The organism is Algibacter sp. TI.3.09, assembly GCF_038154905.1.
Classification (GTDB): Bacteria; Bacteroidota; Bacteroidia; order Flavobacteriales; family Flavobacteriaceae; genus Algibacter.
This window is the reverse complement of record NZ_JBAKAN010000001.1, coordinates 1128921-1153331: the sequence shown is the minus strand read 5'-3', so window position 1 is coordinate 1153331 and position 24411 is coordinate 1128921. Positions and strand designations below refer to the sequence as shown.

Annotated in this window: 22 protein-coding genes; 9 read left to right on the top strand and 13 right to left on the bottom strand. The window is 32.4% G+C overall.

Annotated features, from left to right (window positions below):
* The first annotated feature begins 3 nt into the window (after positions 1-3).
* The 4 genes from V6246_RS04615 to V6246_RS04600 all read left to right on the top strand — a co-directional run bounded on the left by V6246_RS04615 (position 4) and on the right by V6246_RS04600 (position 10116).
* Positions 4-3153, top strand: coding sequence for a glycoside hydrolase family 2 TIM barrel-domain containing protein (locus V6246_RS04615; RefSeq protein ID WP_341559210.1), 3150 nt, complete (start codon positions 4-6; stop codon positions 3151-3153).
* 58 nt (positions 3154-3211) lie between these two features.
* Positions 3212-6298, top strand: a complete 3087-nt coding sequence (locus V6246_RS04610; RefSeq protein ID WP_341559209.1) for a glycoside hydrolase family 2 TIM barrel-domain containing protein — start codon at positions 3212-3214, stop codon at positions 6296-6298.
* A 389-nt stretch (positions 6299-6687) separates the two neighbouring features.
* Entirely contained in the window at positions 6688-8298 is a 1611-nt protein-coding gene (locus tag V6246_RS04605; RefSeq protein ID WP_341559207.1) for a sulfatase, read from the top strand.
* A gap of 294 nt (positions 8299-8592) precedes the next feature.
* Positions 8593-10116 (top strand): GH3 family domain-containing protein, encoded by a 1524-nt coding sequence (locus tag V6246_RS04600; protein ID WP_341559205.1) that lies wholly within the window; start codon positions 8593-8595, stop codon positions 10114-10116.
* A gap of 4 nt (positions 10117-10120) precedes the next feature.
* Here the strand turns inward: V6246_RS04600 and V6246_RS04595 are convergent, their stop codons facing one another.
* Together V6246_RS04595 and cls are read right to left on the bottom strand one after the other, a co-directional pair.
* On the bottom strand, positions 10121-10723 hold the full coding sequence (locus V6246_RS04595; RefSeq protein ID WP_341559203.1) for a hypothetical protein: 603 nt from the start codon (positions 10721-10723) through the stop codon (positions 10121-10123).
* Positions 10724-10746: 23 nt separating this feature from the next.
* Positions 10747-12168, bottom strand: a complete 1422-nt coding sequence (cls, locus tag V6246_RS04590; protein WP_341559201.1) for a cardiolipin synthase — start codon at positions 12166-12168, stop codon at positions 10747-10749.
* Between the two features lie 142 nt (positions 12169-12310).
* Between cls and V6246_RS04585 the strand changes: the two genes are divergently transcribed.
* From V6246_RS04585 to V6246_RS04570, 4 genes are all read left to right on the top strand, one after another.
* Positions 12311-12751 carry an arsenate reductase family protein gene (locus tag V6246_RS04585; RefSeq protein WP_341559200.1) on the top strand — a complete coding sequence of 147 codons (441 nt, stop codon included), beginning with the start codon at positions 12311-12313 and terminating at the stop codon, positions 12749-12751.
* Complete coding sequence (locus V6246_RS04580) at positions 12744-14210, top strand: hypothetical protein (RefSeq protein WP_341559198.1); 1467 nt, start codon at positions 12744-12746, stop codon at positions 14208-14210. Before V6246_RS04585 ends, V6246_RS04580 begins: the two co-directional genes overlap by 8 nt.
* 10 nt (positions 14211-14220) lie before the next feature.
* Positions 14221-15327: a DUF748 domain-containing protein gene (locus tag V6246_RS04575; RefSeq protein WP_341559197.1), complete on the top strand. Its 1107-nt coding sequence runs from the start codon at positions 14221-14223 to the stop codon at positions 15325-15327.
* A 132-nt stretch (positions 15328-15459) separates the two neighbouring features.
* Positions 15460-15951, top strand: coding sequence for a Dps family protein (locus tag V6246_RS04570; RefSeq protein ID WP_042498602.1), 492 nt, complete (start codon positions 15460-15462; stop codon positions 15949-15951).
* A 548-nt stretch (positions 15952-16499) separates the two neighbouring features.
* Here V6246_RS04570 and V6246_RS04565 read toward each other — a convergent pair.
* The 6 genes from V6246_RS04565 to V6246_RS04540 all read right to left on the bottom strand — a co-directional run bounded on the left by V6246_RS04565 (position 16500) and on the right by V6246_RS04540 (position 20124).
* Positions 16500-16724, bottom strand: a complete 225-nt coding sequence (locus V6246_RS04565; protein WP_341559195.1) for a hypothetical protein — start codon at positions 16722-16724, stop codon at positions 16500-16502.
* 148 nt (positions 16725-16872) lie between these two features.
* A complete protein-coding gene (locus tag V6246_RS04560; RefSeq protein ID WP_341559194.1) occupies positions 16873-17514 on the bottom strand; it encodes a porin family protein in 642 nt (213 codons plus the stop codon).
* A 26-nt stretch (positions 17515-17540) separates the two neighbouring features.
* Positions 17541-18236: a cyclase family protein gene (locus tag V6246_RS04555; RefSeq protein WP_341559193.1), complete on the bottom strand. Its 696-nt coding sequence runs from the start codon at positions 18234-18236 to the stop codon at positions 17541-17543.
* A gap of 6 nt (positions 18237-18242) precedes the next feature.
* Positions 18243-18731, bottom strand: a complete 489-nt coding sequence (locus tag V6246_RS04550) for a hypothetical protein (protein WP_341559191.1) — start codon at positions 18729-18731, stop codon at positions 18243-18245.
* A gap of 115 nt (positions 18732-18846) precedes the next feature.
* On the bottom strand, positions 18847-19308 hold the full coding sequence (locus V6246_RS04545) for a GNAT family N-acetyltransferase (protein WP_042498618.1): 462 nt from the start codon (positions 19306-19308) through the stop codon (positions 18847-18849).
* Positions 19309-19326: 18 nt separating this feature from the next.
* The gene (locus tag V6246_RS04540) at positions 19327-20124 is read right to left on the bottom strand and encodes a hypothetical protein (protein ID WP_341559189.1); all 798 of its coding nucleotides are present in this window, start codon (positions 20122-20124) and stop codon (positions 19327-19329) included.
* Positions 20125-20431: 307 nt separating this feature from the next.
* Here V6246_RS04540 and V6246_RS04535 point away from each other — a divergent pair, with 307 nt between their 5' ends.
* Positions 20432-21031 carry an MCP four helix bundle domain-containing protein gene (locus V6246_RS04535; protein WP_341559187.1) on the top strand — a complete coding sequence of 200 codons (600 nt, stop codon included), beginning with the start codon at positions 20432-20434 and terminating at the stop codon, positions 21029-21031.
* Between the two features lie 55 nt (positions 21032-21086).
* Here V6246_RS04535 and V6246_RS04530 read toward each other — a convergent pair whose 3' ends face one another.
* The 5 genes from V6246_RS04530 to V6246_RS04510 form a co-directional block, all read right to left on the bottom strand.
* Complete coding sequence (locus V6246_RS04530) at positions 21087-21653, bottom strand: hypothetical protein (protein WP_341559185.1); 567 nt, start codon at positions 21651-21653, stop codon at positions 21087-21089.
* Positions 21646-22101: a hypothetical protein gene (locus V6246_RS04525; RefSeq protein ID WP_341559183.1), complete on the bottom strand. Its 456-nt coding sequence runs from the start codon at positions 22099-22101 to the stop codon at positions 21646-21648. Before V6246_RS04525 ends, V6246_RS04530 begins: the two co-directional genes overlap by 8 nt.
* Before the next feature lie 171 nt (positions 22102-22272).
* Positions 22273-22785 carry a hypothetical protein gene (locus V6246_RS04520; RefSeq protein WP_341559181.1) on the bottom strand — a complete coding sequence of 171 codons (513 nt, stop codon included), beginning with the start codon at positions 22783-22785 and terminating at the stop codon, positions 22273-22275.
* Positions 22786-22887: 102 nt separating this feature from the next.
* On the bottom strand, positions 22888-23370 hold the full coding sequence (locus V6246_RS04515) for a DUF4240 domain-containing protein (protein WP_052415431.1): 483 nt from the start codon (positions 23368-23370) through the stop codon (positions 22888-22890).
* Positions 23371-23520: 150 nt separating this feature from the next.
* Positions 23521-24390, bottom strand: coding sequence for a carboxypeptidase-like regulatory domain-containing protein (locus V6246_RS04510; RefSeq protein ID WP_341559179.1), 870 nt, complete (start codon positions 24388-24390; stop codon positions 23521-23523).
* Positions 24391-24411: the final 21 nt, after the last annotated feature.

The window sequence follows — 24411 nt, the reverse complement described above, 5'->3', positions numbered from 1 at the left end:
AAAATGAAAAAGTACTTAATCCTCATCATCGCTGTTATTTCATTAGTATCCTGTGATAAAACAGAAACAAGACCGGTTTATACGGCTGAAAAATGGGAAAATCCAGAATGGGAGAACCCTGAAATATTTCAAATTAATAGAGAAAAGCCAACGGCATCATTCTATAAATATACCAATGAAAATGAAGCTTTAGGTAATGAATCTTGGGAGAATTCTCCGTTATATCAATCTTTAAATGGTGTTTGGAAATTTTATTACGCAGATAGTGTACAAGCGCGTCCAACCGATTTTTACAAAGAAAATTTCGATGTTAAACAATGGGATACACTTACTGTACCATCTAACTGGGAATTAAAAGGTCATGGTGTGCCAATTTATACAAATAGAACGTATATGTTTCCTCCAAATCCTCCTTATATACCTCATAACTTAAACAGCAACGGTAGTTATAAAAGAGATTTTGAAGTTTCAGAAAATTGGGATGGTAAAGATGTTTATTTACATTTTGCAGGTGTTAGCGGTGCGATGTATGTATGGTTAAACGGTGAAATGGTAGGTTATAATGAAGGCAGTAAAACACCGGTAGAGTTTAAAATAACCGACTTAGTAAAGTCTGGAAAAAATAGCTTAGCTGTACAAGTTTTACGTTGGTCGGATGCTAGTTATATGGAAGATCAAGATTTTTGGAGATTAAGTGGTATCGAGCGCGATGTTTATTTATATGCTAGTAATAAAGTAACGTTACGCGATTTTAGAGTAACATCAGATTTAGAAAATAATTTTCAAGATGGTGTGTTTAAAGTAGATTTAAAAGTTGATAATAATACTTCTAAAGCAGCAGAGCAGGTTGTTAAAATTCAATTATTAGATGGTGATAAAGAAATTTATGCCGATTCTAAATCGATAGCTTTAAAAGCTGGAAGAAATGAGTTGAGTTTTGGTAAAATAATTCCGAATGTAAAAACATGGAACGCAGAGTCTCCAAATTTATATACGCTTTTATTAACAACAAATGGCGAATCTACTGCTATTAAAGTTGGATTTAGAAGCATTGATATTCAAAACAATCAGTTTCTTGTAAATGGTATGCCTGTTTTATTAAAAGGTGCAAATTTACACGACCATAGCGAAACTGAAGGTCATGTAATTTCTGAAGCTTTAACCATGAAGGATTTAGAAGTGATGAAGCAAAATAACTTGAATGCTATTCGTTGCAGTCACTACCCTAAAAACCCTCATTTTTATAGATTATGCGATAAATATGGTTTTTATGTTATTGATGAAGCAAACATTGAAACGCATGGTATGGGGACAACCAACCAAGGTTTAAATAACAATAAAAAAGATCAATCTGTTCACCCAGCATATTTACCAGAGTGGGCTGCTATGCACATGGACAGAACGGTACGCATGTTTGAGCGTGATAAAAATTACCCATCTATTGTAACTTGGTCTTTAGGAAATGAAGCAGGAAATGGTGAAAACTTTTTTGCAACTTACAAATGGTTAAAAGAGCAAGATAGCACAAGACCAACCCAGTATGAAGGAGCTACACAATATTCTAATACAGATATTCAAGCACCTATGTATTGGACAATTGATCGTATGGTTAAATATGCTGAAAATAATCCAACACGCCCTTTAATTCAATGTGAATACGCACATGCTATGGGTAACAGTGTTGGTAATTTACAAGATTATTGGGATGTTATTGAAAAATACGACATCATGCAAGGTGGTTTTATTTGGGATTGGGTAGACCAAGGTATTCTTACTGAAAATGAAGACGGCGAAGCGTTTTGGGCTTACGGTGGCGATTTAGGTGCAGGGCATTTACATAATGATAAAAACTTCTGTTTAAACGGTATTGTTAACCCAGATAGAACGGCTCATCCTGCTTTATTTGAAGTTAAAAAAGTATATCAATACATTAAGTTTAAAGCTGTAAATGCTAAAAAAGGAGCCTTTGAAATTAAAAACATTTACGATTTCACAAACTTAAATACTTTAGATTTCTCTTATACTTTATTAAAAAATGGTGTTGAAATTGCAGATGGAAAATTACCTGTTTTAGATGTAGCTCCATACACGGCTAAAACTGTAAATATAGATTTACCAAAGTTTGATGATGATAATGCAGAATATCATGTTAATATTTATGCAAAAACAAAAACAGCGACAGATTTAGTACCAAGCGGACATACGGTGGCTTACGAGCAATTCGAAGTTCAAAAAGGTCAATTTAATTTTGGAATAAATAAATCTTCTGATGAATTAATTGTTGGAGAAGATGCTGAAAAAATATTAATTTCTAGTAAAGATATTAAGGTTGCTTTCAACAAAGCTACAGGTGTTTTAAATGAATTAGATTATGGTAATGGTAACCTTATTTTAAAAGGTATTCAAGCCAACTTCTGGCGTCCAACAACCGATAACGATTATGGTTTTAAAATGCCTAAAAAAATGGGCGTTTGGAAAGAAGCTACCAAAAATCAAGGTTTTGTAGATATTAAGCAAGAAACAGATGCTTCTGGTAACAGCGTAGTAACTGCAAATTACAAATTGGCTGCGGTTAATGGAACGTTACAAATGGTTTACACGATAAATTCGGAAGGATCTATTTTAGTAAACACTACAATGTCTGGTATCAATGGAGAGTTACCTGTATTGCCTAGATTTGGTAATAATTTGGTTATTAATAACGAGTTTAGTAACGTAGCTTGGTTTGGTAGAGGCCCTCACGAAAATTATCAAGATAGAAATACATCGGCATTGGTTGGTTTATATAAAGCATCGGTAAGCGATTTATATTTTCCATACATTCGTCCACAAGAAAACGGTTATAAAACGGATACACGATGGATTACGTTTACAAACGAATCTGGTAACGGAATTAAAGTAACTGCGGAAGATTTAGTGTCATTTAGTGCCCACCACCAGTACAACGACGATTTTGATGCTGGAGAAGATAAAAGACAACGCCATACTACCGATATCGAAAAACGAGATTTAGTAAACATCAATATCGATTACAAACAAATGGGTGTTGGTGGCGATACAAGTTGGGGTAGAATGCCTCACAAGGAATATCAAATAGAAGCTGATAACTTAACTTATAGTTATACTATTAAAGCGGTAAAAGCCGAAAAATAGAGTTGATAGGCCTTATGGTTTTTCATTAAACGTAAAGGATAAAAATGTTAGAAATAATATGCTAAAACAAATTAAAAATATTAAAATATCGGTTGTTCTTTTCAGTTTGCTATACTTATGTCTAGTTGGTTGTAAAGAGGAAAGCAGTACCATAGAAACACGATTACGAACCAGTTTTGATGCCGATTGGAAATTTATCCAAGAGAATATTAAAGGTGCCGAAGTTGTCGATTTTAATGATACAAATTGGCAAACTGTAAATGTACCTCACGATTGGAGTATTGGAGGTGAATACGACGAAAGCAACCCTATGGGAGCGCAATGTGGCTACTTACCGGCAGGTTTTGGTTGGTATAGAAAAACCATTAATGTACCAAGTTCATGGAAAGGTAAACAAGTTGAAATTGCTTTCGATGGTGTATTTATGAATAGTACGGTCTGGGCCAATGGTGTAAAATTAGGAAACCGACCTTATGGTTGGGTGTCTTTTGCTTATGATATTAGCGACATAGCCGAAAATGCTAATAAAATTACCTTTGCGGTGCATGTGGATAACGATAAACAACCATCAGCGCGTTGGTATACTGGTAGTGGTATTTATGCTCACACTTGGATTGATGTAAAAAATAAAACAAACATTGCTCGCGATGGTATTTTTGTAACAACCAAAGGCGATCAGGTTTTTATTGAAACTGAATTTGCTCCAGAAAATAAGGATGTTAAAAATGCAGTTTTAGTAACAACAATACTTGATAAAAGTGGAGTAGTAATTGTTTCTTCCGAAGAAAAAATTGAGAACCTAAATACTGCAACTAAAACAGAATTGGCTATTTCAAACCCTAATCTTTGGTCTACGGAAACTCCATATTTATACACGTTAAAAAGTGAGTTATTAGTGAATAATAAATTGGTAGATGTTGTGAATACCAAGTTTGGTGTTCGTGATATTGAATGGATTGCCGAAACGGGTATGTGGATTAATGGTGAAAATGTCAAACTTCAAGGGGTTTGTAATCATCAAGATGCTGGAGCTTTAGGCGCTGCGGTGCCCGATAAAATTTTACGTTTCAGAATTCAGCAATTAAAAGATATGGGTGTAAACGCCATTAGAACATCTCATAATCCGCAAACGCCGATATTTTATGAGCTTTGTGATGAAATGGGAATGTTAGTTATGGACGAAATTTTCGATGGATGGATGAAAAAAGCCAAAAACGATTATGGTGCTCACTTTTTTGATCAATGGTGGAAGAAAGATTTAACCGATTGGATTAAGCGCGATAGAAACCATCCATCCATAGTAATTTATAGTGTTGGTAACGAAACGCGTGGCGCTATTGCGAAAGATTTAGTTGCAGAATGTAACTTGCTAGATCCAACAAGACCTGTAACATCTGGACATTCGGGTTCGGATTTTATGAATGTTTTAGGTGTTAACGGGAGCAGCGAAAAGCAAGGTTATTTGGAGAACTTAACCGAAAAGCAAAAAGGAAAAGTTTTTATAGGAACAGAAAATACACATACATGGCAAGTTCGTGGTTTTTACCGAACAAAAACATGGTTTAGAGATGGTTATCCTAATAAAAATCAAAGACCATACGAACTTCCTGATTTAACGGAAGAGGAAGTCTTTACTCACGATTGGGTAGATGAATTGGATCGAAAAAACAGGAAACAAATATTTAACTCAAGTTATGATAATGCTACAGTGCGTGTGTCGTCTAGATTAAATATCGAACAACTTCGTGATATTCCGGCCTATGCAGGATCGTTCCGTTGGACGGGTTACGATTATATTGGCGAAGCCGGTTACGTGCATGGCGGCTGGCCTTTTAAAGCGTTTATGGGTGGTGCTATAGATTTGGCAAACTTCGAAAAAGATTTATTTTACTTATATCAAAGTCAATGGACGAGTAAGCCAATGGTTCATGTTTTACCACATTGGACGCATCCAAAAGTAGCTTTAGGTACTGAAATTCCAGTTTGGGTATATTCTAATTGTGACGAAGTGGAGTTGTTTTTCAATAACACATCACTAGGGAAATTAAAACCTGGCACAGCTTGGGATGAAATGCAATGCCAATGGATGGTAAAATGGCAATCAGGAACTTTAAAAGCTGTTGGTTATAGAGACGGAAAAGTGGTGTCGGAAGAGATCGTTAAAACAGCGGCACAGCCATCAAAAATAAAATTATCTATTGATGGTGAATCACTTGGTAATAGCAGTCAAGATATTGTACAAGTACGCGTTTCTACAACCGATAGTTTAGGTGTTTTTTACCCTTACGGGGAAAACAGAACGTACTTTAACGTTTTGGGCGCTGGTAAAATTAAAGCGCTAGATAACGGCAGTCCTGTAGATGTAGAGCAACATGTTGGTCCAAATCATAGAACGGCGTTTTATGGTTTAACAAGGGCTTATATTGAGTCTACAGACCAAAATGGAGCTATTAATTTGTTAGCGAGTTGTATTTTAGGTGAGAAAAAACAAATCACTTCAAACTTGATAAGTATTGATACAGAAGTTATTAATTTAAGAGGTGATAAAGTAGACCCTAAAATTGAAGTGTTTTATACTGTAAATGGCGATGTGCCAACTATAAGTTCTACTAAATATCAAAACAGTTTTAAAATTGAAAAAGAAACTACCGTTAAAGCATTAATTGTTGTTGATGGTGTTGAAACTCAAATTTTAGAAGAACGTTTTGGTGAAAATGAAGGTTTTACTTGGAATAAAAACACAGGAGATGGAGAACAAATAGGAGAGCAAGCTGAGGAAGCCACGCTTAATAATGCCAAGATAATTACTAATGGAGCAAACTTTAAAGGCAAAGGTTTTGTTAGCATGAATAAGGCTCAAGGTGCTTCTGTATCTTGGTATCAAGAGAATGATGGCGGTGCAGGTCCTGCAGATTTGTATGTGCGTTATAGTATAAAATTAAAGGAAGCTGCTGGAACTTTTGTAAAAGTTACTGTAAATGGAAAAGTGGTTAACGATAAATTGTTTTTACCAAATTCTAGCAACATGGGTAAAGCTTGGAGCAAGGCGAAATTACCTATTAAAATTGATCGTGGTGCGAATACGATTAAGATAGAAACAATAGAAGATAAAGGATTATTTATTGATGAAATTATTATTAGATAATTTTCTAATTTAAGTTATCGAGTATAATTTTCCTTTTAGGAAAATTTAAAATAGACATAAAATTAAAAAAAGCTCTATTAGCAGATTAAATGATGCTTATAGAGCTTTTTTGATTCATTTTGAACCCATATTTGAGAATTTTAAAACATTAAAACGCCTTATTTTTGATATTATGCAAGGGGAATTCACCTCTAAGGAGATTAAACCTTCTTGTTTGTTTTGTTTTAGTTTAAGTATAATTGCTGCCTTTAATTTTTGTTTGTTGAAGGCAGTTTTTTAATGGTTGTAGATTGTTTATATTTAGAGCTAGAACCGTAATTAAATTAGAATAAAAAAATAGCTTTTGGGAGCTATTTCATTGAGATAAATAAAAACAGTTATAAAAGTTTATGAAATTAAAAAAAGCATCGAAATATTTGGTACTCGCTTTAACTTTAGGGAGTACGGTTTTTACGTCTTGTAAATCTGAAAAAGCAGAAGTTGAACCTAAGAAGCCCAATGTGCTATTTGTATTGGTAGACGATTTAGGCTATCAAGATTTAAGCGTTATGGGAAGCGATTATTACGAAACGCCGAACATTGATAAAATTGCAAAATCTGGAACTATTTTTACAAATGGTTATGCCACATGTACGGTGTGTAGTCCGTCGCGAGCAAGTTTGCTTACCGGACAATTTACAGCGAGACATGGTATCACGCAATACGAAGGTGCTCAATCTGGACAGGGTTGGAAAGCCAAAAACCGATATACAAAATTATTACCACCAGATTTTAAACAACATTTAGATCTCGATGCGCTTACGTTGCCAGAAGCCTTTAAAGCTGGAGGGTACAGCACATTTTTTGCTGGTAAATGGCATTTAGGAAGTGAAGAGCAACAATCTTTGCCAACCGATCATGGTTTTGATGTTAACCAAGGAGGAAACAAATCTGGAGGACCAAATGGCGGTTATTTTTCGCCGTTTAAAAATCCGAACTTAACAAACTTACCTGAAGAAAAAGGGATGACTCTATCTATGAAGCTTGCCAAAGAAACTTCAAAATTTATAGAAAAAAATAAAGACACTACTTTTTTAGCTTATTTATCGTTTTACGCAGTTCATGCGCCTATTCAAACTTCCGAAGAAAAATGGAAAAAATATAGAGATAAGGCTGAGAAAATGGGCATTGATGAGAACGGATTTAAAATGGAACGTGTTTTACCAGCTCGAAAACATCAAGATAATCCCGTTTATGCAGGTTTGATTGAGCAGGTTGATGAGGCGCTTGGAACTGTAATGCAAACGCTTAGAGATTTAGATTTAGACAAAAACACTATTATAGTATTCACATCGGATAATGGAGGAGTTACTTCTGGTGACAATTTTTCTACAGCACAGCTAGATATTCGTGGTGGTAAAGGTTATCAATGGGAAGGTGGCGTGCGTATTCCATATTTTGTATATGTTCCATGGATGGATCAAAAAGGTAGCAATATAGATGTACCGGTTTCTGGAACCGATTTATTTCCAACACTTTTAGATTTGGCAGGTTTACCATTAGAACCACAAGCGCATATGGATGGCGTGAGTTTAAAACCACTTTTAGAGGGTAAAACTATAGATGAAAGACCTTTGTTTTGGCATTATCCACATTATGGAAATCAAGGCGGAGAACCAAGTTCTATAATCCGAAAAGGAAATTGGAAACTTATTTATTACTGGGAAGATTTACACAGTGAATTGTACAATTTGGATAGTGATTTAATGGAAAGCGATGACGTTGCAGATAGTAATAAAGAATTAACAGCATCATTAAAAACGGAGCTGCTAGAATGGTTAGAAAGTATGAATACACAGTATGCTGAAGTTGATCCTTTGTGGGATGAAGCGGCTAGAAAAAAACGTTTAGAAAATCATAAAACACAGTTGCTACCAAGATTAGAAAAGCAACGTAAAAAGATGTTATCTCCTGATTATACACCAAATAAAGATTGGTGGGGAAGTCAAGTTGAGAAGTAGAATACTTTAGTTCGAAAAGGAATAAAACAGACGTTTAACTTTTCCGCGAAAGCGAGATTTAGATTAGTAGTATATTTTAGATTAAGTAGTTTTAAAACCGATGAATCTCAGGATCTCATCGGTTTTTTTATGCGTTTTTTCTGCTTTGGATTAATAATTAGTTTGATACAGCTAAACTATTCTATGGTTTTGGCGGAGTTTTGGTAGATGAGTTCGTGGCGCGTTTCATATTAAATTCAAACGCAATTTACGTACTCTTAAAAATAGCTATTAACCGATAAAACCACTGTAAATATGGCCATAATAGGAAATATAATTAAAGGAATAATTCATGCATCAGAAATCATTTCTTCAGAATTTGATGCTGCAGAAGAACAACGCGAGGTTCTAAAAGATTTACTAGAAACCGCAAAAGATACCGAGTTTGGTAAAGCCTATCAATTTGAAGAGATTCTAAAATCGGATACTATGGAACGTGATTTTAGAGCTAAAGTGCCATTTCACGATTACAATCAAATTACAGAACAGTGGTGGGAAAAGGTGCAAGCTGGTGAAAAGGATATTACTTGGCCAGATAGCCCAGATTATTTTGCTCTAAGTTCGGGAACTACAGGGAAAACAAATAAACGTATTCCGGTTACAGATGCCATGGTTAAAGCTATTAGAAATGCAGGAATTCAACAAGTTCTTGCCTTAAGAAACTTTGATTTACCAGCCGATTTTTATGAAAAAGAAATTATGATGCTTGGAAGTTCTACAGATCTTGAAGAACATAATGATGCGCTAGAAGGTGAAATTAGTGGTATTAGCGCTAGTAATATTCCGTTTTGGTTTCAAAATTATTATAAGCCAGGAAAAGAAATTGCTCAAATTGACGATTGGGATAAACGTGTACAACGTATAGCTGAAAACGCTGCTAATTGGGATATTGGTGCACTAAGCGGTATTCCATCTTGGATGGAGTTAATGCTGCAAAAAGTGATAGATTATCATGGTTTAAATAATATACATGAGATTTGGCCGAACTTACAAGTGTATACTTCTGGAGGTGTAGCTTTTGGTCCATATAAAAGAAGTTTTAATGCCCTTTTAGGAAAACCTATTACGGTTATTGATACTTATTTGGCTTCGGAAGGTTTTATGGCATTCCAAGAACGACCAGATACGGATGCTATGAAGTTAGTAACCAATAATGGCGTTTATTTTGAATTTGTACCTTTTAAGCCCGAGTATATTCAAGCAGATGGTTCGTTGGTGCAAGATGCGCCGTCGTTATCTATTTCTGAGGTAGAACTTAATCAAGATTATGTTTTGGTAATTAGTACGGTGGCAGGATCGTGGCGTTATTTAATAGGTGATACTATTGAGTTTACAGATATTAAACGTGCCGAAATTAAAATTACGGGACGAACAAAATTCTTTTTAAACACTGTTGGTTCTCAATTATCGGTTAATAAATTGAATGATGCTGTACAACACTTAGAAAAGGAATTTGATATTGAAATACCTGAATATACGCTTTGTGCCAATAGAATTAACGATGATTTTTACCACTGCTGGTATTTGGGTACAGAGTCTAACATAGAGACTGATAAATTGGTAAATGCTTTAGATGAATTTTTGAAGAATGCCAATAAAAATTATAAAGTGGCACGTTCTAAAGCTTTAGAAGGTGTAAAGGTTAACACGGTATCGCCTTCTGTTTTTCACGATTGGAGTGGAAGCAATAAAAAGAAAGGCGGACAAGTAAAAATGGAGCGTGTAATGGGGCAAGAAAAATTTGCCGAATGGGAAGATTTTGTAGCCTCTAAGCTGTAAGAAATTAGTTTTCTACAGCTTCTCGTTCTTTCACTAACAGTAAAATTTCATCTGGAGCTAAATAGTATTTTCTAATACGGGCTTTGTATGTTTCATCAATTTCAGCATTATTTAAAATAAAATGTTTTGTTTTTAGAATATATTCAGCCATTCCAGATGAAACCGCGTAAGAGTCTGCTGCGCGTTCTGCTTTTCTAATATGATTATCGGAAAGTAGATATGTAATGCCAAACCAAATAAGGTTAAGGCTGCTGCGGTTTTGATAATCGCAAATATGACCTAATTCATGACCAAGCCATCCAATTAAAATATCGCTATCTACATCGGTAGTTTTAAATTCTTTCCCCGATATTTTAAACTTTCTACTCAATAACACCAAATACTTTCTTTTTTTACGATTTTTTAAAAGACTGCAAAACACAGGTTGCGCCAGCATGGTCGATTTTTTAATGTCGTTTTTAAAGCGAAACTCTATTTCGGTATCTTTTAATTGCGGATAGTAAGCTAGTGCAATCGTGGCTTCTTTTTTTATAATTTCGGGTATAATGTGTTGTGCTTTTGTGTATTCTACACTCATAAATATTAGTATATAAATTAAAAATTTCATTCGTTTTATTTCGTGGTCTCCTTTTATAGTAACGGACTAAAAAACTTAGCCATACCTTCTAGCAAACGTTTCCAGACTGGTCTGTTTTTAAAAGACTCGTAATCTAGCGGTATGTAATTATTACAAATAGTATCAAACTCTGTTTGTATGCTCTTGGTTAACTCAACATCATAAAGTAAAGCGTTGGTTTCAAAATTATGCTCGAAGCTTCGGTAGTCAAAATTACCAGAACCTATAGATGCAATTTCACCATCGATTAAAATCATTTTACTATGCGAAAAATCGGGCCTCAAGTATACGTTAACCCCAACAGCAAGTAACTCTTCAAAATTTGAAAACATGCTTAGTTTTGCCATTTTAGAATCCGATACTTTTGGTACAAGTATGTTAACTTCAATACCACTCAATGTTGCAATTTTTAATGCTTGTAGCACAGCAATACTTGGTATAAAATAAGGATTGGCAATGCAAATACATTTTTCGGCCAGCATAATCATACTTATATATTGCTGCATGATAGCTGGTTGTTTAGAGTCTGGCCCAGCAGCTACAATTTGGATGGTATGGTTTCCTTTTTGTTCAATTTTAGGAATATATTTTTCTTTTAGAAGCAACTCTTCATCACTAGCAAAATAATAATCTTTTATAAAAACACGATGTAAACTCTTCACTACAGGGCCTTCTAGCTTAATATGTATATCGTTCCAAATTCCGAGATCGGAAATAGGTTTTATATATTGATCGGATACATTTACACCGCCTGTAAACCCAATTTTTCCATCAACAATAATCATTTTTCTGTGATTTCTATAATTCAAGGTAAATAGAAGACTTCCAAAACGAATTGGCATCATAGGGAAGGCTTTCACCCCAAGATCACGAAAACGTTTAATGGTGTTTCCTCGAAAAGAAGAACTCCCGAAAGAATCGTAAATTAATCTCACCTCGACACCTTTTGCAATTTTCTCCTTAAATATGTTGTAAAAACGTTCTGAAAGTTCACCTTCGGAAAAAATATAATATTGTAAATGAATAAAGTGTTCTGCTTTTTCTAAGGTTTCAAATATACTTTCAAAGGTTTCTTTTCCGCCATTAAGTACTGTAGCGTTATTACCATCGTAAGCTTTAAGTAACGTACCGTTTTCAATAAGTCGAGAAAGTTTTTTCTTTTTAGAAGAGTTAAATTCTACACTATTCTCTAACTCATGAATGTCTTTATATTTTTCATCAAAGAGCTTTCGTTTTTCGGTTTGCTTCAACCTGAAAAATTTAAACTTCCTTCTATTAACACCAAATAGATAATAAAGTAATGGCCCAGCAAATGGTAGTAATACCACAGCCAATAACCAACTTAATGATTTTGTTGGTCGGCTGCCATGCAGTATAATACTGATGATGCTCCAAAGGGTAACAACCCCGTATAAAGTCCATAATAGTGTGTTCATTATCTTGTTTTATTTTGTACTCACAAGATAGTTAATGTACCGTTGATAGTTGGATAGCGCGTGCTTTTGAGTTACAAAAGAATTTGATTACGCTAATTAAAAAAGTAGAATGAAGGTATCTTTCGACCTAAATTAAAACATTATGGGAGTGATATCAACAGACAACAGAAAAATTACAATTTATTATCATTCAGAGAACTCTATAGGCAAGCAAACGTATGCTTATGTAAAATCTTCTGAGAAAAAACTACATGCAGTAGATATATCTAAAACAAACGTTACCGGAACACAATGGGCCGAATTAGCCAGTAAGTTGGGTAAAAATATATCGGACTTAATAAATAAAGACCATCCTGGTTTTACAGAAACCTATGGTGAAGATTCTGCAATTATGGAACAGCACGATTGGTTAAAAATATTAGAGAATGAGCCGCAATTATTAAAATATCCAATTGTGATAGATGGTGAAAACTATATACAAATTAAAAGTGCCGCGGAATTTAAACAATATATAGATGCGGATAGCACAGGTTTAAACAAAGAACCTTTAGACCAACAATTTACTGAAGATGACGATGCCTAAAACAGAATATAAAACAAAAACAATACATAAAAAATGGCCCCAAGTTTTGCTTGGGGTTGCTATTATATTATTGTTATGTTTATTAGGCTTGCAGGTTTATGGTAAATATGCTTTAACAGAAGCTATAAATGAAAAAACACCCGATAACGTTGAGTTAAGTTACGACGATTTGGATATTAATATCCTTTTAGGGTCGGTTAAATTTCATAATTTGAACTTAAAGAGCTTAAATGAAATAACTGAAAAGATAGAGATTTTAGCAACTACGGAATTTTTAAAAATAACCGATGTTGCATATTGGCCGCTTTGGAATGATAAGCGATTTGAAGCCGATAATTTTGAAATAAAAAATGCAAATATTACGCTATATAAAGAAGATACAGATGATATTCACTTCTCTGTAAATGAGTTATCTTTTAATATATCTGATGTGAAAACAGACGAGGCTATGCTTCAAAATAAAATTCCTTTTAATTACGAAACCTTAGATGTGGAATTGCAAGAGCTGTATTTAGATTTAAGTCGTTTTGAAGAATTAAAAGTGGCTAGCCTTTCATTTGAAGAAAATAATTTAGAGTTTGAAAATTTATCAATTACTTCAAAATATAATAAAGAAGCACTTTCAAAACGATTAACTGTAGAGCGTGATTATGTAGATTTTAAAGTGCCTCAAGGAAATTTTGAAGCTTTAGAATTGGGAACAGTTAAAGATAGTTTTACAGTTTCAGTAAAGCGTTTCAATTTAAATAATTCAGAATTAAACCTGTATAGAAACAAATTAATAGCAGACGATTTTACAGTAAAAACACTTTATGGAACGCAGCTCGAAAACCTTCCTATAAAACTAAATATTGAATCTTTCTTTATAAAAAATGCCAATGTATTTTATTCTGAAAAGATTGATTTAGATATAGACCCCGTGTCTATTTCTTTTGAAGATTTGGATGCAGAAATTAATAATGTTTCTAACACCAATGCTGAAAAAATTGATATTAAAGTGGAAGCCAAACTTATGGGCAAAGCACCAATATTATTTAATTGGGATTTTAATACTAAGGATGCTGCAGATTCTTTTAATGCATCGGCTATTTTAACCGATTTGGAAGGAGAAACTATTAATCCGTTTTTAGAATCTCAGGCTAATGTAAGGGCTTTAGGTCGCATTCATGAAATGTATTTCACAATACATGGTAATGATTTTGAATCTACTGGTGAAATGAAAATGAAATATGAGAACTTTAAATTCTCTATATTAGATGAAGATCAATTAGGTATAAATAAAACACTGAGTACATTGGTTAATATTTTAACTAATGATGGCTCTAAAACCGATGCCAACGGTTATAGGTACGGAGATATTGCTGTGGAGCGCGATAGAACAAAATCGTTTTTTAACTATTTATGGTTAAATACGAAAGATGGTCTTAAAAATACAGTAGTTGGTAACGGAAAAAAATAAAACAGAACACATGGAAAAGAAGAAAAACAGAGGCTTGAAGAAAAAACGATATACTATACCGGTAATTATTATTGGTGTTTTAATCTTGTTTAGGTTGTTATTACCTTTTATGGTTAAAAAGTATGTAAATAATGTTCTTGCGGACATTCCGGGTTATTATGGTCAGGTTTCTGGTATTGATATTTCGCTTTTTCGTGGTGCTTATGTAATTCATAATTTATATTTAAATAAGATTGATGCAGGTTCCGAGGTGCCCTTTATAAAGTTAGCAGAAACGGATATTTCCATAGAATGGCGTTCTTTATTTAAGGGTAGGGTAGTGAGTGAAATTGTAATGACGAGCCCGCAATTTATTTATGTTTTTGAAGATCAACAAAAAAATGAAGCTGCAGATCCTGATTTTGATGATTGGACAAAAGCTTTAACCGATTTGGTACCAATTGATATTAATAATCTTGAAATTATAGACGGTAAAGCTGCCTTTGTGCAACTTACTGCCGACCCAAATATCGATTTAAATTTAAACCAAATTCAGTTAAACGCCACCAACCTTAGAAATGTAGAACGTACTGAGCGCGAATTGCCTTCTGAAATTAATGCTACCGCCATGTCTATTGGGGAAGGTCGTTTTACCTTAAACGGAAAAATGGATTTAGTGAAGCAAATTCCAGATATGGATGTATCATTTTCTTTGGAAGATGCTTCTGCAACAGCACTTAACGATTTTACTAATTATTATGCAGGCATCGATTTTGCTGAAGGAAGTTTTAATGTATTTAGTGAAATTGCTATTGCCGATGGTTTTTTAACGGGTTATGTAAAACCTTTACTGAAAGATTCTAAGTTAATTAGTGCTGAACAAGACAGCTTTTTAAACACCCTATGGGAAGGTTTTGTTGGCTTTTTTAAATTCGTTTTAAAAAATAAAGGGAATAACACCTTAGCAACAAAGGTGCCTTTATCGGGCGATTTAAACCAAGTAAAGACCAAAGTATGGCCAAGTGTGTTTAATGTCTTTAAGAATGGATGGATAGAAGCTTTTAAAGGTGTTGTGGATAATGATATAGATTTTGAAGATGCCGAAAAAGCAAGCAAAAAAGAAAACAAGAAAAAGTAGGCTCATGGTTAAGGCGTAAAATATGGTGGCCTGGAGCTGTAATTTTTTAGCGCTAATTATTAAATGTTTAGCGTTAATCGAAGCCCATGATTACTAGTATCTTTATATTATAATCATAAAAAAATAAAGAAAATGGAAACAACAACAGCAGCCATAGGCATTAAGAAAGATAATAGAAAAGCAGTAGTAGAAATGTTAAAGCAACTACTTGCCGATGAATATGTAATGTATACTAAATACAGAAACGCGCACTGGAATGTTGAAGGAATTGATTTTCATAGTAAGCATGTGTTCTTTGAAGAAGAATATGGAAAACTAGAAAATACCATTGACGAAGTTGCAGAACGTATCCGTATGTTAGGCTTTTATTCGCCAGGAAGTATGCAACAGTTTATAGAACTTTCTGAATTGAAAGAAAACGGACCAGACACTAATGATAGTGCTAGTTTTATGAAGGTTTTATTAGAAGATCACGAAACAGTGATTAAATTTATAAGAGAAAATATTGGCGACAACGCCGAAGCGCATAACGATGAAGGTACAGCCGATTTTATTACCGGTATTATGCAAATGCATGAACAAATGGCTTGGATGTTACGTTCGTCTTTAAAAACGTTTAAATAGAAAATAAAAATTGTTAGAAAAAGAAAAAACGGTAAGAGGAAACTCTTACCGTTTTTTTTTGTTTTCTAATTTTGATGTAAATAAGTTTTAAAATTTATTATTAACCGTTTATACTCATGCTGAATCACCTTTGTGAGGATTAAAAAGACTACAGGAAAAATAAAATAAGCCGGTATAAAAATGCCTATTTGCAACCATAAATCTAATATTAGCATAAGTATGGGGAGACAAAGTAAAAATAATAACCAATATCTACTTTTAGTCTCTAAAGATATTTTTGTTTTTAAACTAGATAATTTGGTTAAATTCCCTTTGGCTATGATGTCACTTTTGGTGTTATGATAATGTGTATCGAAAGTTAAGCTAGAGCCGAACGAGAACTTTAAACTGATAATGAAACGCGTCTCAGATTCCCATCTAAAATGAAAGGTTTCTATATCTTCATTGAGTTTCTCTTTTAAATCTTCAATACTCAAATTTAAGATAATCTCTTCTTTGTGAGATTTTAATAGGGATGAGATGTTCAATGCTTAAACGATTTTTAACTATTAAAACGTTAAGACATTTGCTGATTTTAACACAAAAATTAAGGCAACCGTAAGTCCTCCACTAAAGTATAGAGCACCTTGCCAATAAAAGGTCCGCGTTCCCCATTGTTTCCAAATGTTTTTACCGAATTCCTTTTCGGCATAAGCACGAGTTAATCTCCAATACAGAAAAGTAATTACTACAAAAAGGCTTATTGCTAAAAGTATTATCGAAGTCTTTTCCATGGTTTTAATTTTTAGTTTATAATTAGATTTTACCCGTACTTGAGTGAATAACTAATTTAATGAATTTAAACCAAATAAACATGAAAAAACAAAGATTTTGATTTTAAATTAGAGCTATCATTAAATTGTATAATGTAGCGTAGTAAGCTTATAATTCAAACAGTAATCCAATATTTCCGGTTAAATGTTGATTAGCTCTCCAGCCAGTATTACTTCCATATCCAGAATCGACGGGACTCAAACCTAATTGCCCTCCTAAATCGAGTGTGATTTTTAAGTTGTTTTTTAATTGATAAATAATTCCAACCCCACCAGCAACCCCAAGATCATAAGGTTTGAATTCATCTTTATTATCCGTAGTATCTTTTTCTCCTCCAATAGAATTCAAATAATATTCTCGTTTGGCGGATATTAATGTTGCTCCATAGGCTCCAAAATTAAAGAAACCTTGTAGATTTCCTTTGCCTAATCTCCATTCGGCCATAATTGGCATTACTAAGTAGTTTAATTTTTGAATTACAGATCCTGTATCCCACTCGTTTTCATTCAGAATTCCTTTTCCTTCATATTTTAACTTCGATTTTATCGCCCAATTTCTAGAAAAATTGAATTTACCCACAAGTCCAAATGATATTCTTTCTATGGAATAACCTTGTACATACCTAGCTTCAATATATCTAAAATCACTAATATTTAAGCCTATTTCAGGGCCTAATTCAAATTTTGAGTTTTGAGCAATACTATTAAAGAAAGCAAAGAGTAATAACAGTTGAAATATTGTTTTTGTCATTTTTGTAATTTTACATGTAATAGTTACTATTTTTCAAATATTGCAACAGCTCTGACAGGAGAGCCTGTTCCTCCTCTTATTTTTAATGGAAGTCCAATAAACCTAAATCGTCCTCTTCCAATTAATAAATCAAGATTTATCATGTTTTCATAATGAGTAAAGCCTAATTCGCCGCAAATATGATGTACTTCTTTGTTCGATATTTTTGGAACGCCAGGAGACATGGTTTCTACGCCAAATGCAGCAATTTTTTTCTCTCCTAGCCAACGAGCAGTTTCAATAGAAACTCCCGGTCCGTTTCCCCAATCTATACCATTAAAATGTTTTCGGTAATGGTCGGTATAAATCAAAACGGTATCACCTTGTTTAATGTCTAAATTTTGTTTTTTACAAGCATTTTCAATTTCAATAGGTTCGATTAATTCTCTAAGCTTTTTGTGTGAAAAATCTAAACAAATACCTTCTGTATAAAACATAGATAAAGGCATGGTATCTATCGATTGTCCTTCATATTCTTTTGCCATATGGTTTATAGCATCAACATGAGTTCCTGTGTGTTCACCGAGTTCTAATTTATGTACTGTAGGTGTTCTTGTTTTAGGGTTTTTTATGCCGTCCCATTCTTCGTGAGAATTATGAATTTCCATTTTAACTTGTGGAAGGTCTTTAAAAACAGGCATTCCTTCATATATTTCCTGACTTAAATCAATAATTTCTGTCATTTAATATTACTTTTTATCGCGATTTATTAAAGATTCTATATTAAGGTTATATTTGTTAATTACTGTATTTATTTCAGTTTTTTCAGATTTAAGGTCTTTTAATGCTTTCTTGTATTGAAGTATTGGCCTCAAAGCTATTGATAAAATAGCAGCTCCAACCAAATAAATTAAGTATGTATCTTCAAAATATCTCCAACTCGAATAACTTAATTCCATTTTAAATACGATCTCTAAAAGGGAATGGCTTTTAAATATAACGATTAATCCAATGGTGGATGTTAGAAGAAATTTTACGTAAACAGATGTTTTTCGTTTTTTTAATTTTTCAATTTGATTCTGTAATTCAGGAAGATAGTTTTTGAATTCCTTACTAAATTTAATTTTTGAACAAGAAACTTTAAAATCAGGTTTTTTATCAGTCAAACCACAATGTAAGCCAGTTTTCAAATTCCTTTTAGGGAACTCACATAAATCACAATGCTTGGCTTGTATCATTTTGTTTTGCAGTAGGTGTAATTAAACGATGGCAACTTTTGAGTATGCGGTATTAGTGAATCCTAAAATCATGATAAACTGAAGTGTTTTAAGCCTAGCATAACAATTCTAGGTGTTATACTGAAGCATTTATTCTTAGTTCAAATTTTATTTTTCTTACTCCATGGTCGGTGTCCCATTGTTTAACTTCTTTGAAATTAAATTTCTTATACAATTCGGAAGCTGGCCCATTATCTACACCTGTTTCAACAACAAATAGTTTAGAATCGAATGTGTTTAAAACAAATTCCATTAATTTCCTTGCAACTCCTTGTCTAAAAAAACTTGGAGACACCACTAAGCTATTAATATGTGTAAAGTTCTTATTATGGCTAATTTCAATAACACCAGCAAGCTCTTTATCTTTTAAGTATCCAAAAAAGGTTGTATCACTGTTTACATAATTTTCAAGAGGTCTTTTTAAAGGAGGGAAATCAATAGCATTTAATAATTCCGCTTCAATTTTATAAGATGACTGAAAAACGGAATATATTTTTTTAGATACTTCTATGTCGTTATTTTGGAGCTTTTCAATCATTTAAAGTAATAGTTTGTTTTATTCAATAGCATCTAAAAAAGGCTTCATCTCTAATAATTCAATATCATCACGTTTACGTAATTCCTTTAAAAACCAACCTTTATGTCCGGCGCCATATGTAATTAGTATGCGTTTTCCTTGATAGCGGTGTTTTTCTAAAGCCTTTTCAATATTCCAATAATGTGCGATATTAATATTTTCCCAGCCACCAAGGCCAAGCTCATCATTAAACAATGTATTATACGTTTGCAGGCTTATATCTTGAATGCTATCATATTGATTTGTATGGATAAAGTATGGATTATTTACTTTACCACTAGCCAAATATAATGAATCTGAAAGTTTATTTCCTTTTACATATTCAGCCCAATCATCAGCTCTCGAAGTGTCTTGGCGAATGGCTCTTAATTTTGCCCCACGTTCGGCTGCCATATATTTTGTCCATCCAGCTGTTGGTATAATTTCAAACTTCATTTTCTTTGATAACGGAAAAATAACATCAACATATTCAGGGAAACGCATGGTACGAGGCTCCGAGATACTGTCGTCTCTTTTAAACCCTTCCATGGCTGTTTTAAATGCCTTTGGAGGAATCTCGGTTAATATATAATCTGGATTTATTTCTGTTATTAACTTTTGGAGATAATCTATATTGTAAACACTATCGGTAAGGTGCCCACCGTGTATTGTGCCTAAAACTAAAACTTCATTTTTTGTTTTTTTATCAGAAGAAGCTTTTTCCTCAGGTTTATTACAACTTGTTACAGAGAAAAATAAGATGAATAAAATAGAAAAATTGATTGTTACTTGTTGCATTAGGTTTTTAGTTTTAATCATTTGTAAATGTATATAATTTGAGAATATCTATTATTATGACATTAAGTAGTCAATTTATTTTTTATTTCTTACAGTTTGTTTATGTCCATAGTGGAAGTTTTTTTTAAGATGAGCATAGGCACAATAAGCGGGATATAAGCACCAAAGTTTATAGACAAATTATAGATAGAAAATTTTAACGAAAATTTAGGAAATACGATCTTCCTCAGAACGTATTGTGAGTCTTGATTCACCCCCTTTTTTGTATATTTACAGTTAACGTTTAATCTCTAAAAAGCTATAAAATATGGGGTTTTATAATAAATTAAAGTGGATACTTGGAATATTAATGGTTTTTGTTTTGATCATTGCAACTAACTTAATCGATAAGAACAATTTTGTTCGTGTTCGTGATTCTGTGGTTACAATTTACGAAGACAGATTAGTGGCGAATGATTTAATTTTTGAAATGCTAAAATCCGTTCAAGAAAAGGAATTAGCAGTAGCCATATCCGATTCTACTTTTTTTGATAGTAAAAACTCAAAAGTAAACCATAATATAGAAGCTTTGGTTTCTAGATTTGAGGAAACAAAATTGACCTCGCAAGAGGAGAACGTATTTTCAGATTTAAAGCAAAATGTTAAGTTGTTGGTAGATGCTGAAACAAAGTTTTTACACTCTGGTTATGCTGATAATGCTCAAATTATTAAACATATTGAAAGCTTAAAAACTAACCTTAGTGATTTATCTAAAATACAGCTTACAGAAGGAAACAGGCAAATGTCTATAAGTAAACGTGCTCTTGATTCGGTAGAATTATTTACCCAAATTGAGATTTTTATATTGGTGTTCTTGGCTATTGTAATTCAGATTATCGTTATGTATAATCCTAAAACGAAGTCTTAAATATTGGTTTTTGAAAATTACTTTATAAAGAGGTTGAATTGAAGACATGTTAGCTTTAGTTGACAACTACTTTATTCAATTCTAAATCATCAGTTTTATTATAATGAATTAAGGTTTTAATTGTTTTTTTGTCTGATTCCATGTATTTATTAATGAAAGAATCAAAAGACATATCGGGATTACTTTTACATAAACGATAACTTATATTTTTATTTTTAACTTGAATTAAGTATTTTTTGTAATGTAATTTTTGGCCATCATTAGTTATATTGTTTATAGTTTTTGATTTAATATCAAGGTTATTAAAATTATAGGTTGCATTTATATTAGGGAATGTTCTCTTGTAAATAACAGTTTGTTTAATTCTGTTGAATTCGATTGTTTTAGGGCACATTTTTCTCTTAAATATATTTAAAATTATAGTAATAATAAGCAGTAAAAAGGTTATTGTAATTTCGATGAGACCTTGATGGTTATAACTTAAAATTTGGATGATTAGCATTAAGCCTAAAGGGCATAAAACAAAAATTTCGAAATAAAGAACTCTAGTATCTGTATGATTTATTAAAATAACATCATCGTTTACTTTTTCGGCATTTATAGATCTATACATTTCAATCATTTACTTTATAGTTTTCTAAATTTATTTTGTTTAAAAGTATTGATGTTTCACGTTGGAATGCGTTTAAATCTTTGTGACTGCTGGAATATCTGTCGTTAAATGTTGGGGCGGCAATAATTAGTGATATAATAAGACTTCCAAAAATCCACAGAAAAGTTTCTAGTTTTACTTTATTTAAATTCTTTACTTTTAAATTTCTTGGGTCTCGAGGAAGTTCAAAAATCATTAAAAATAATAGACAGGGTAAAAGAAAAAGAAGCCAAAGGAAATTGGCCTCCTTTTGTAGTTTATCATTTTTTATTGAAACATGAACGGATTCATAATAGCTATCTGGAGCACCATTGCGTGAAACGCTTCTTTTTTCATCATTCCCTTGAATTCTTATGTTTTGGAAATTTAATGTAGAAAATGGAAACTCTTTTTTTATATCGAACAATATTTTTTCCATGTCATATTTTTTATGCTCGTATATTTTTGAAAACACACTAAATGTGGCATGCGCTATAAACACCCAAAATAAAATTAGTAACACTTGGTATACCGTAATATTCTTTATAAAATTCATTATTGTGATCTATTTTTCTTCTACTTTCAATAGGTTTAAAAAAATATTTTGAATTTAATAAACTTTACAAACTCTCTCAAACATGGTGTTAAATTCATTAGAGTTAAGCTTTTTTAAATTCATATGGTTGGTGTTTAAAAAATCTTTTAAATATTCCAATATGTCTTCTTGCAATAAATCTGTGGCCTCCGTTTTATATTGTTCAACTTTTTTTACTTTCGAACCTCCGAAAAATTGAACGAATTTCGAAGTCGGTACTATGCTAGATTCTTTAAATTCAATAACTAATTTAATGTCTTCGGGTTTTACGCTTGGAGTAGGGTAAAGGTGCGGATAAATATGAAGGATATATTCTTTTTTGTACTTTTCATATTCTATAGAAAAATTCCAAGAATTATCATCCATGATATCCGAATCATTCTGGTTTTCAGGTGTTGCTTTTTTGAGTAATTCAAACCAATTGATGCTTTTATAGTGTTCTATGACTTCCTTAGTAGAAGAGACTGTAGTTTCTACACCCTTTTTTCCTGATAAAGAGTTTTCAAAAGCTATTTTATATTTTTCCATTTAGTTTTCAATTGTTAATGCTTTAAATTTTAAGCCTTTATTATTGGTTAGGTTTTGTTAATATCCGTAGAACTTTCAGTTTATTGAAAATGCTGTTATACGCTATTCAATCCAACCTTCAGAATTTGAACAAGATTCCATAGAGTGTTTTGAGTATCTATCAAACTCTTCATTAAATAACTCCTCATATACTTGATATGCCGAGAAGCCAAAACCTTCCGCTTCTAAATCAAATTTTGCTTTAGATGGAGTTTTGTCTATTAATTCATAGTAGCTTTTTCCCATTCCTAAAATAAAGCATCTGCAGTATAAAAATCCATCATCAGAGCCATCCGTATACGTATGAATCTCTTTTCTGTCAATATGGTAAATTCTTTCTTCAAGGATATGAATAAATTTAGTGAGTTCTTCTTTTTTTAGTTTAGATAATCGTTTGATATAGTTTTCTGTAATATCCTCTTCTAACTGATAACTTAATTGTTCTAAAGAATTCTCGTCATTATTTGCTTCATCTCTCTGTTTTTTTAGCTCAGGAGAATCTTGCCACGATTTTTCTATTATTTCCCAAAATTTTTCTTCTGTCATTTCTTTGTATGCTTTACAATGTTTTTTTTAATGATAGTTACGGTGTTGTATACGAGGGTCTAACAAATAAAATCATTTGAAGCAAACATATAACTACTTTTTTTTTATCACTAAACCGTAATTATTTTCAACCGGTGTTGTAAGTAGTTTTTACTCACACATTGCGTTTAAATAAAAACTTAAATTTTGCCCTCCTTTATTCCAATTATCCATCGATTTTTCCCTGAAATAAGCTGTATGTGTTGGTGAGGTTGCAGTTGAAATTGCAAAATATTTACTCTTTTCATTTGCTTTTACGCTTTCAAGCCATTGAATTGTTACCGCAACCTCTTCGATTTCTTTGTTGAAAAAAATTTCATAAGGTTCTAAATCGACTTTAAACCAACCAAGAAAGTTGTCTTTTATTTCGAATACGATATTCTTTTTAACTATAAAATCTGTTGGGAAACCGTCTTTAATTTTATAAAAATTCACTCTAAATTTTAAAGATTTGAAGTCATTTGAAGTTATATTAAAATTCAAATCTTTGATATGACAATTTCGTCTCATTTTAAACTTCATACCCCTTTCTTTACTCAAACGGTCATCGATATCCTTTTCATAATATGAGTAAAAATTCGAGTGCATCAATCCTAGGCCTTTTGACGTCCTTCCAATTTTTTTAGATTTTAATTTTATCTTTTTTGAACTCACAATTACTTCATCTAATTCCATACTTTTTGGTTGAAGTAAAATCGGTTTTTTTATTTTATTTAGTTCCGAAACTAAATATTTTTCGGTTTTAAAACCAATGTATGAAAAAATAATAGTGTCTTTTGAAGATACTTGGTCATTTAATAAAAGCTTGAATAAACCATTATTATTAGAAACTGTTCCGACGGTTTTGTTTTTAATTCCAATATTAACATAGGAGAGAGGTTCATTATTTTCAAAATTCCATACTTCTCCAATTATTGTTTTTTCTTGAGAGTGAAGAATTATACTTATAAAAATTGATGTTATTGTGAAGAGAATTTTCATTAAAGTCGTTGATTTATGGTT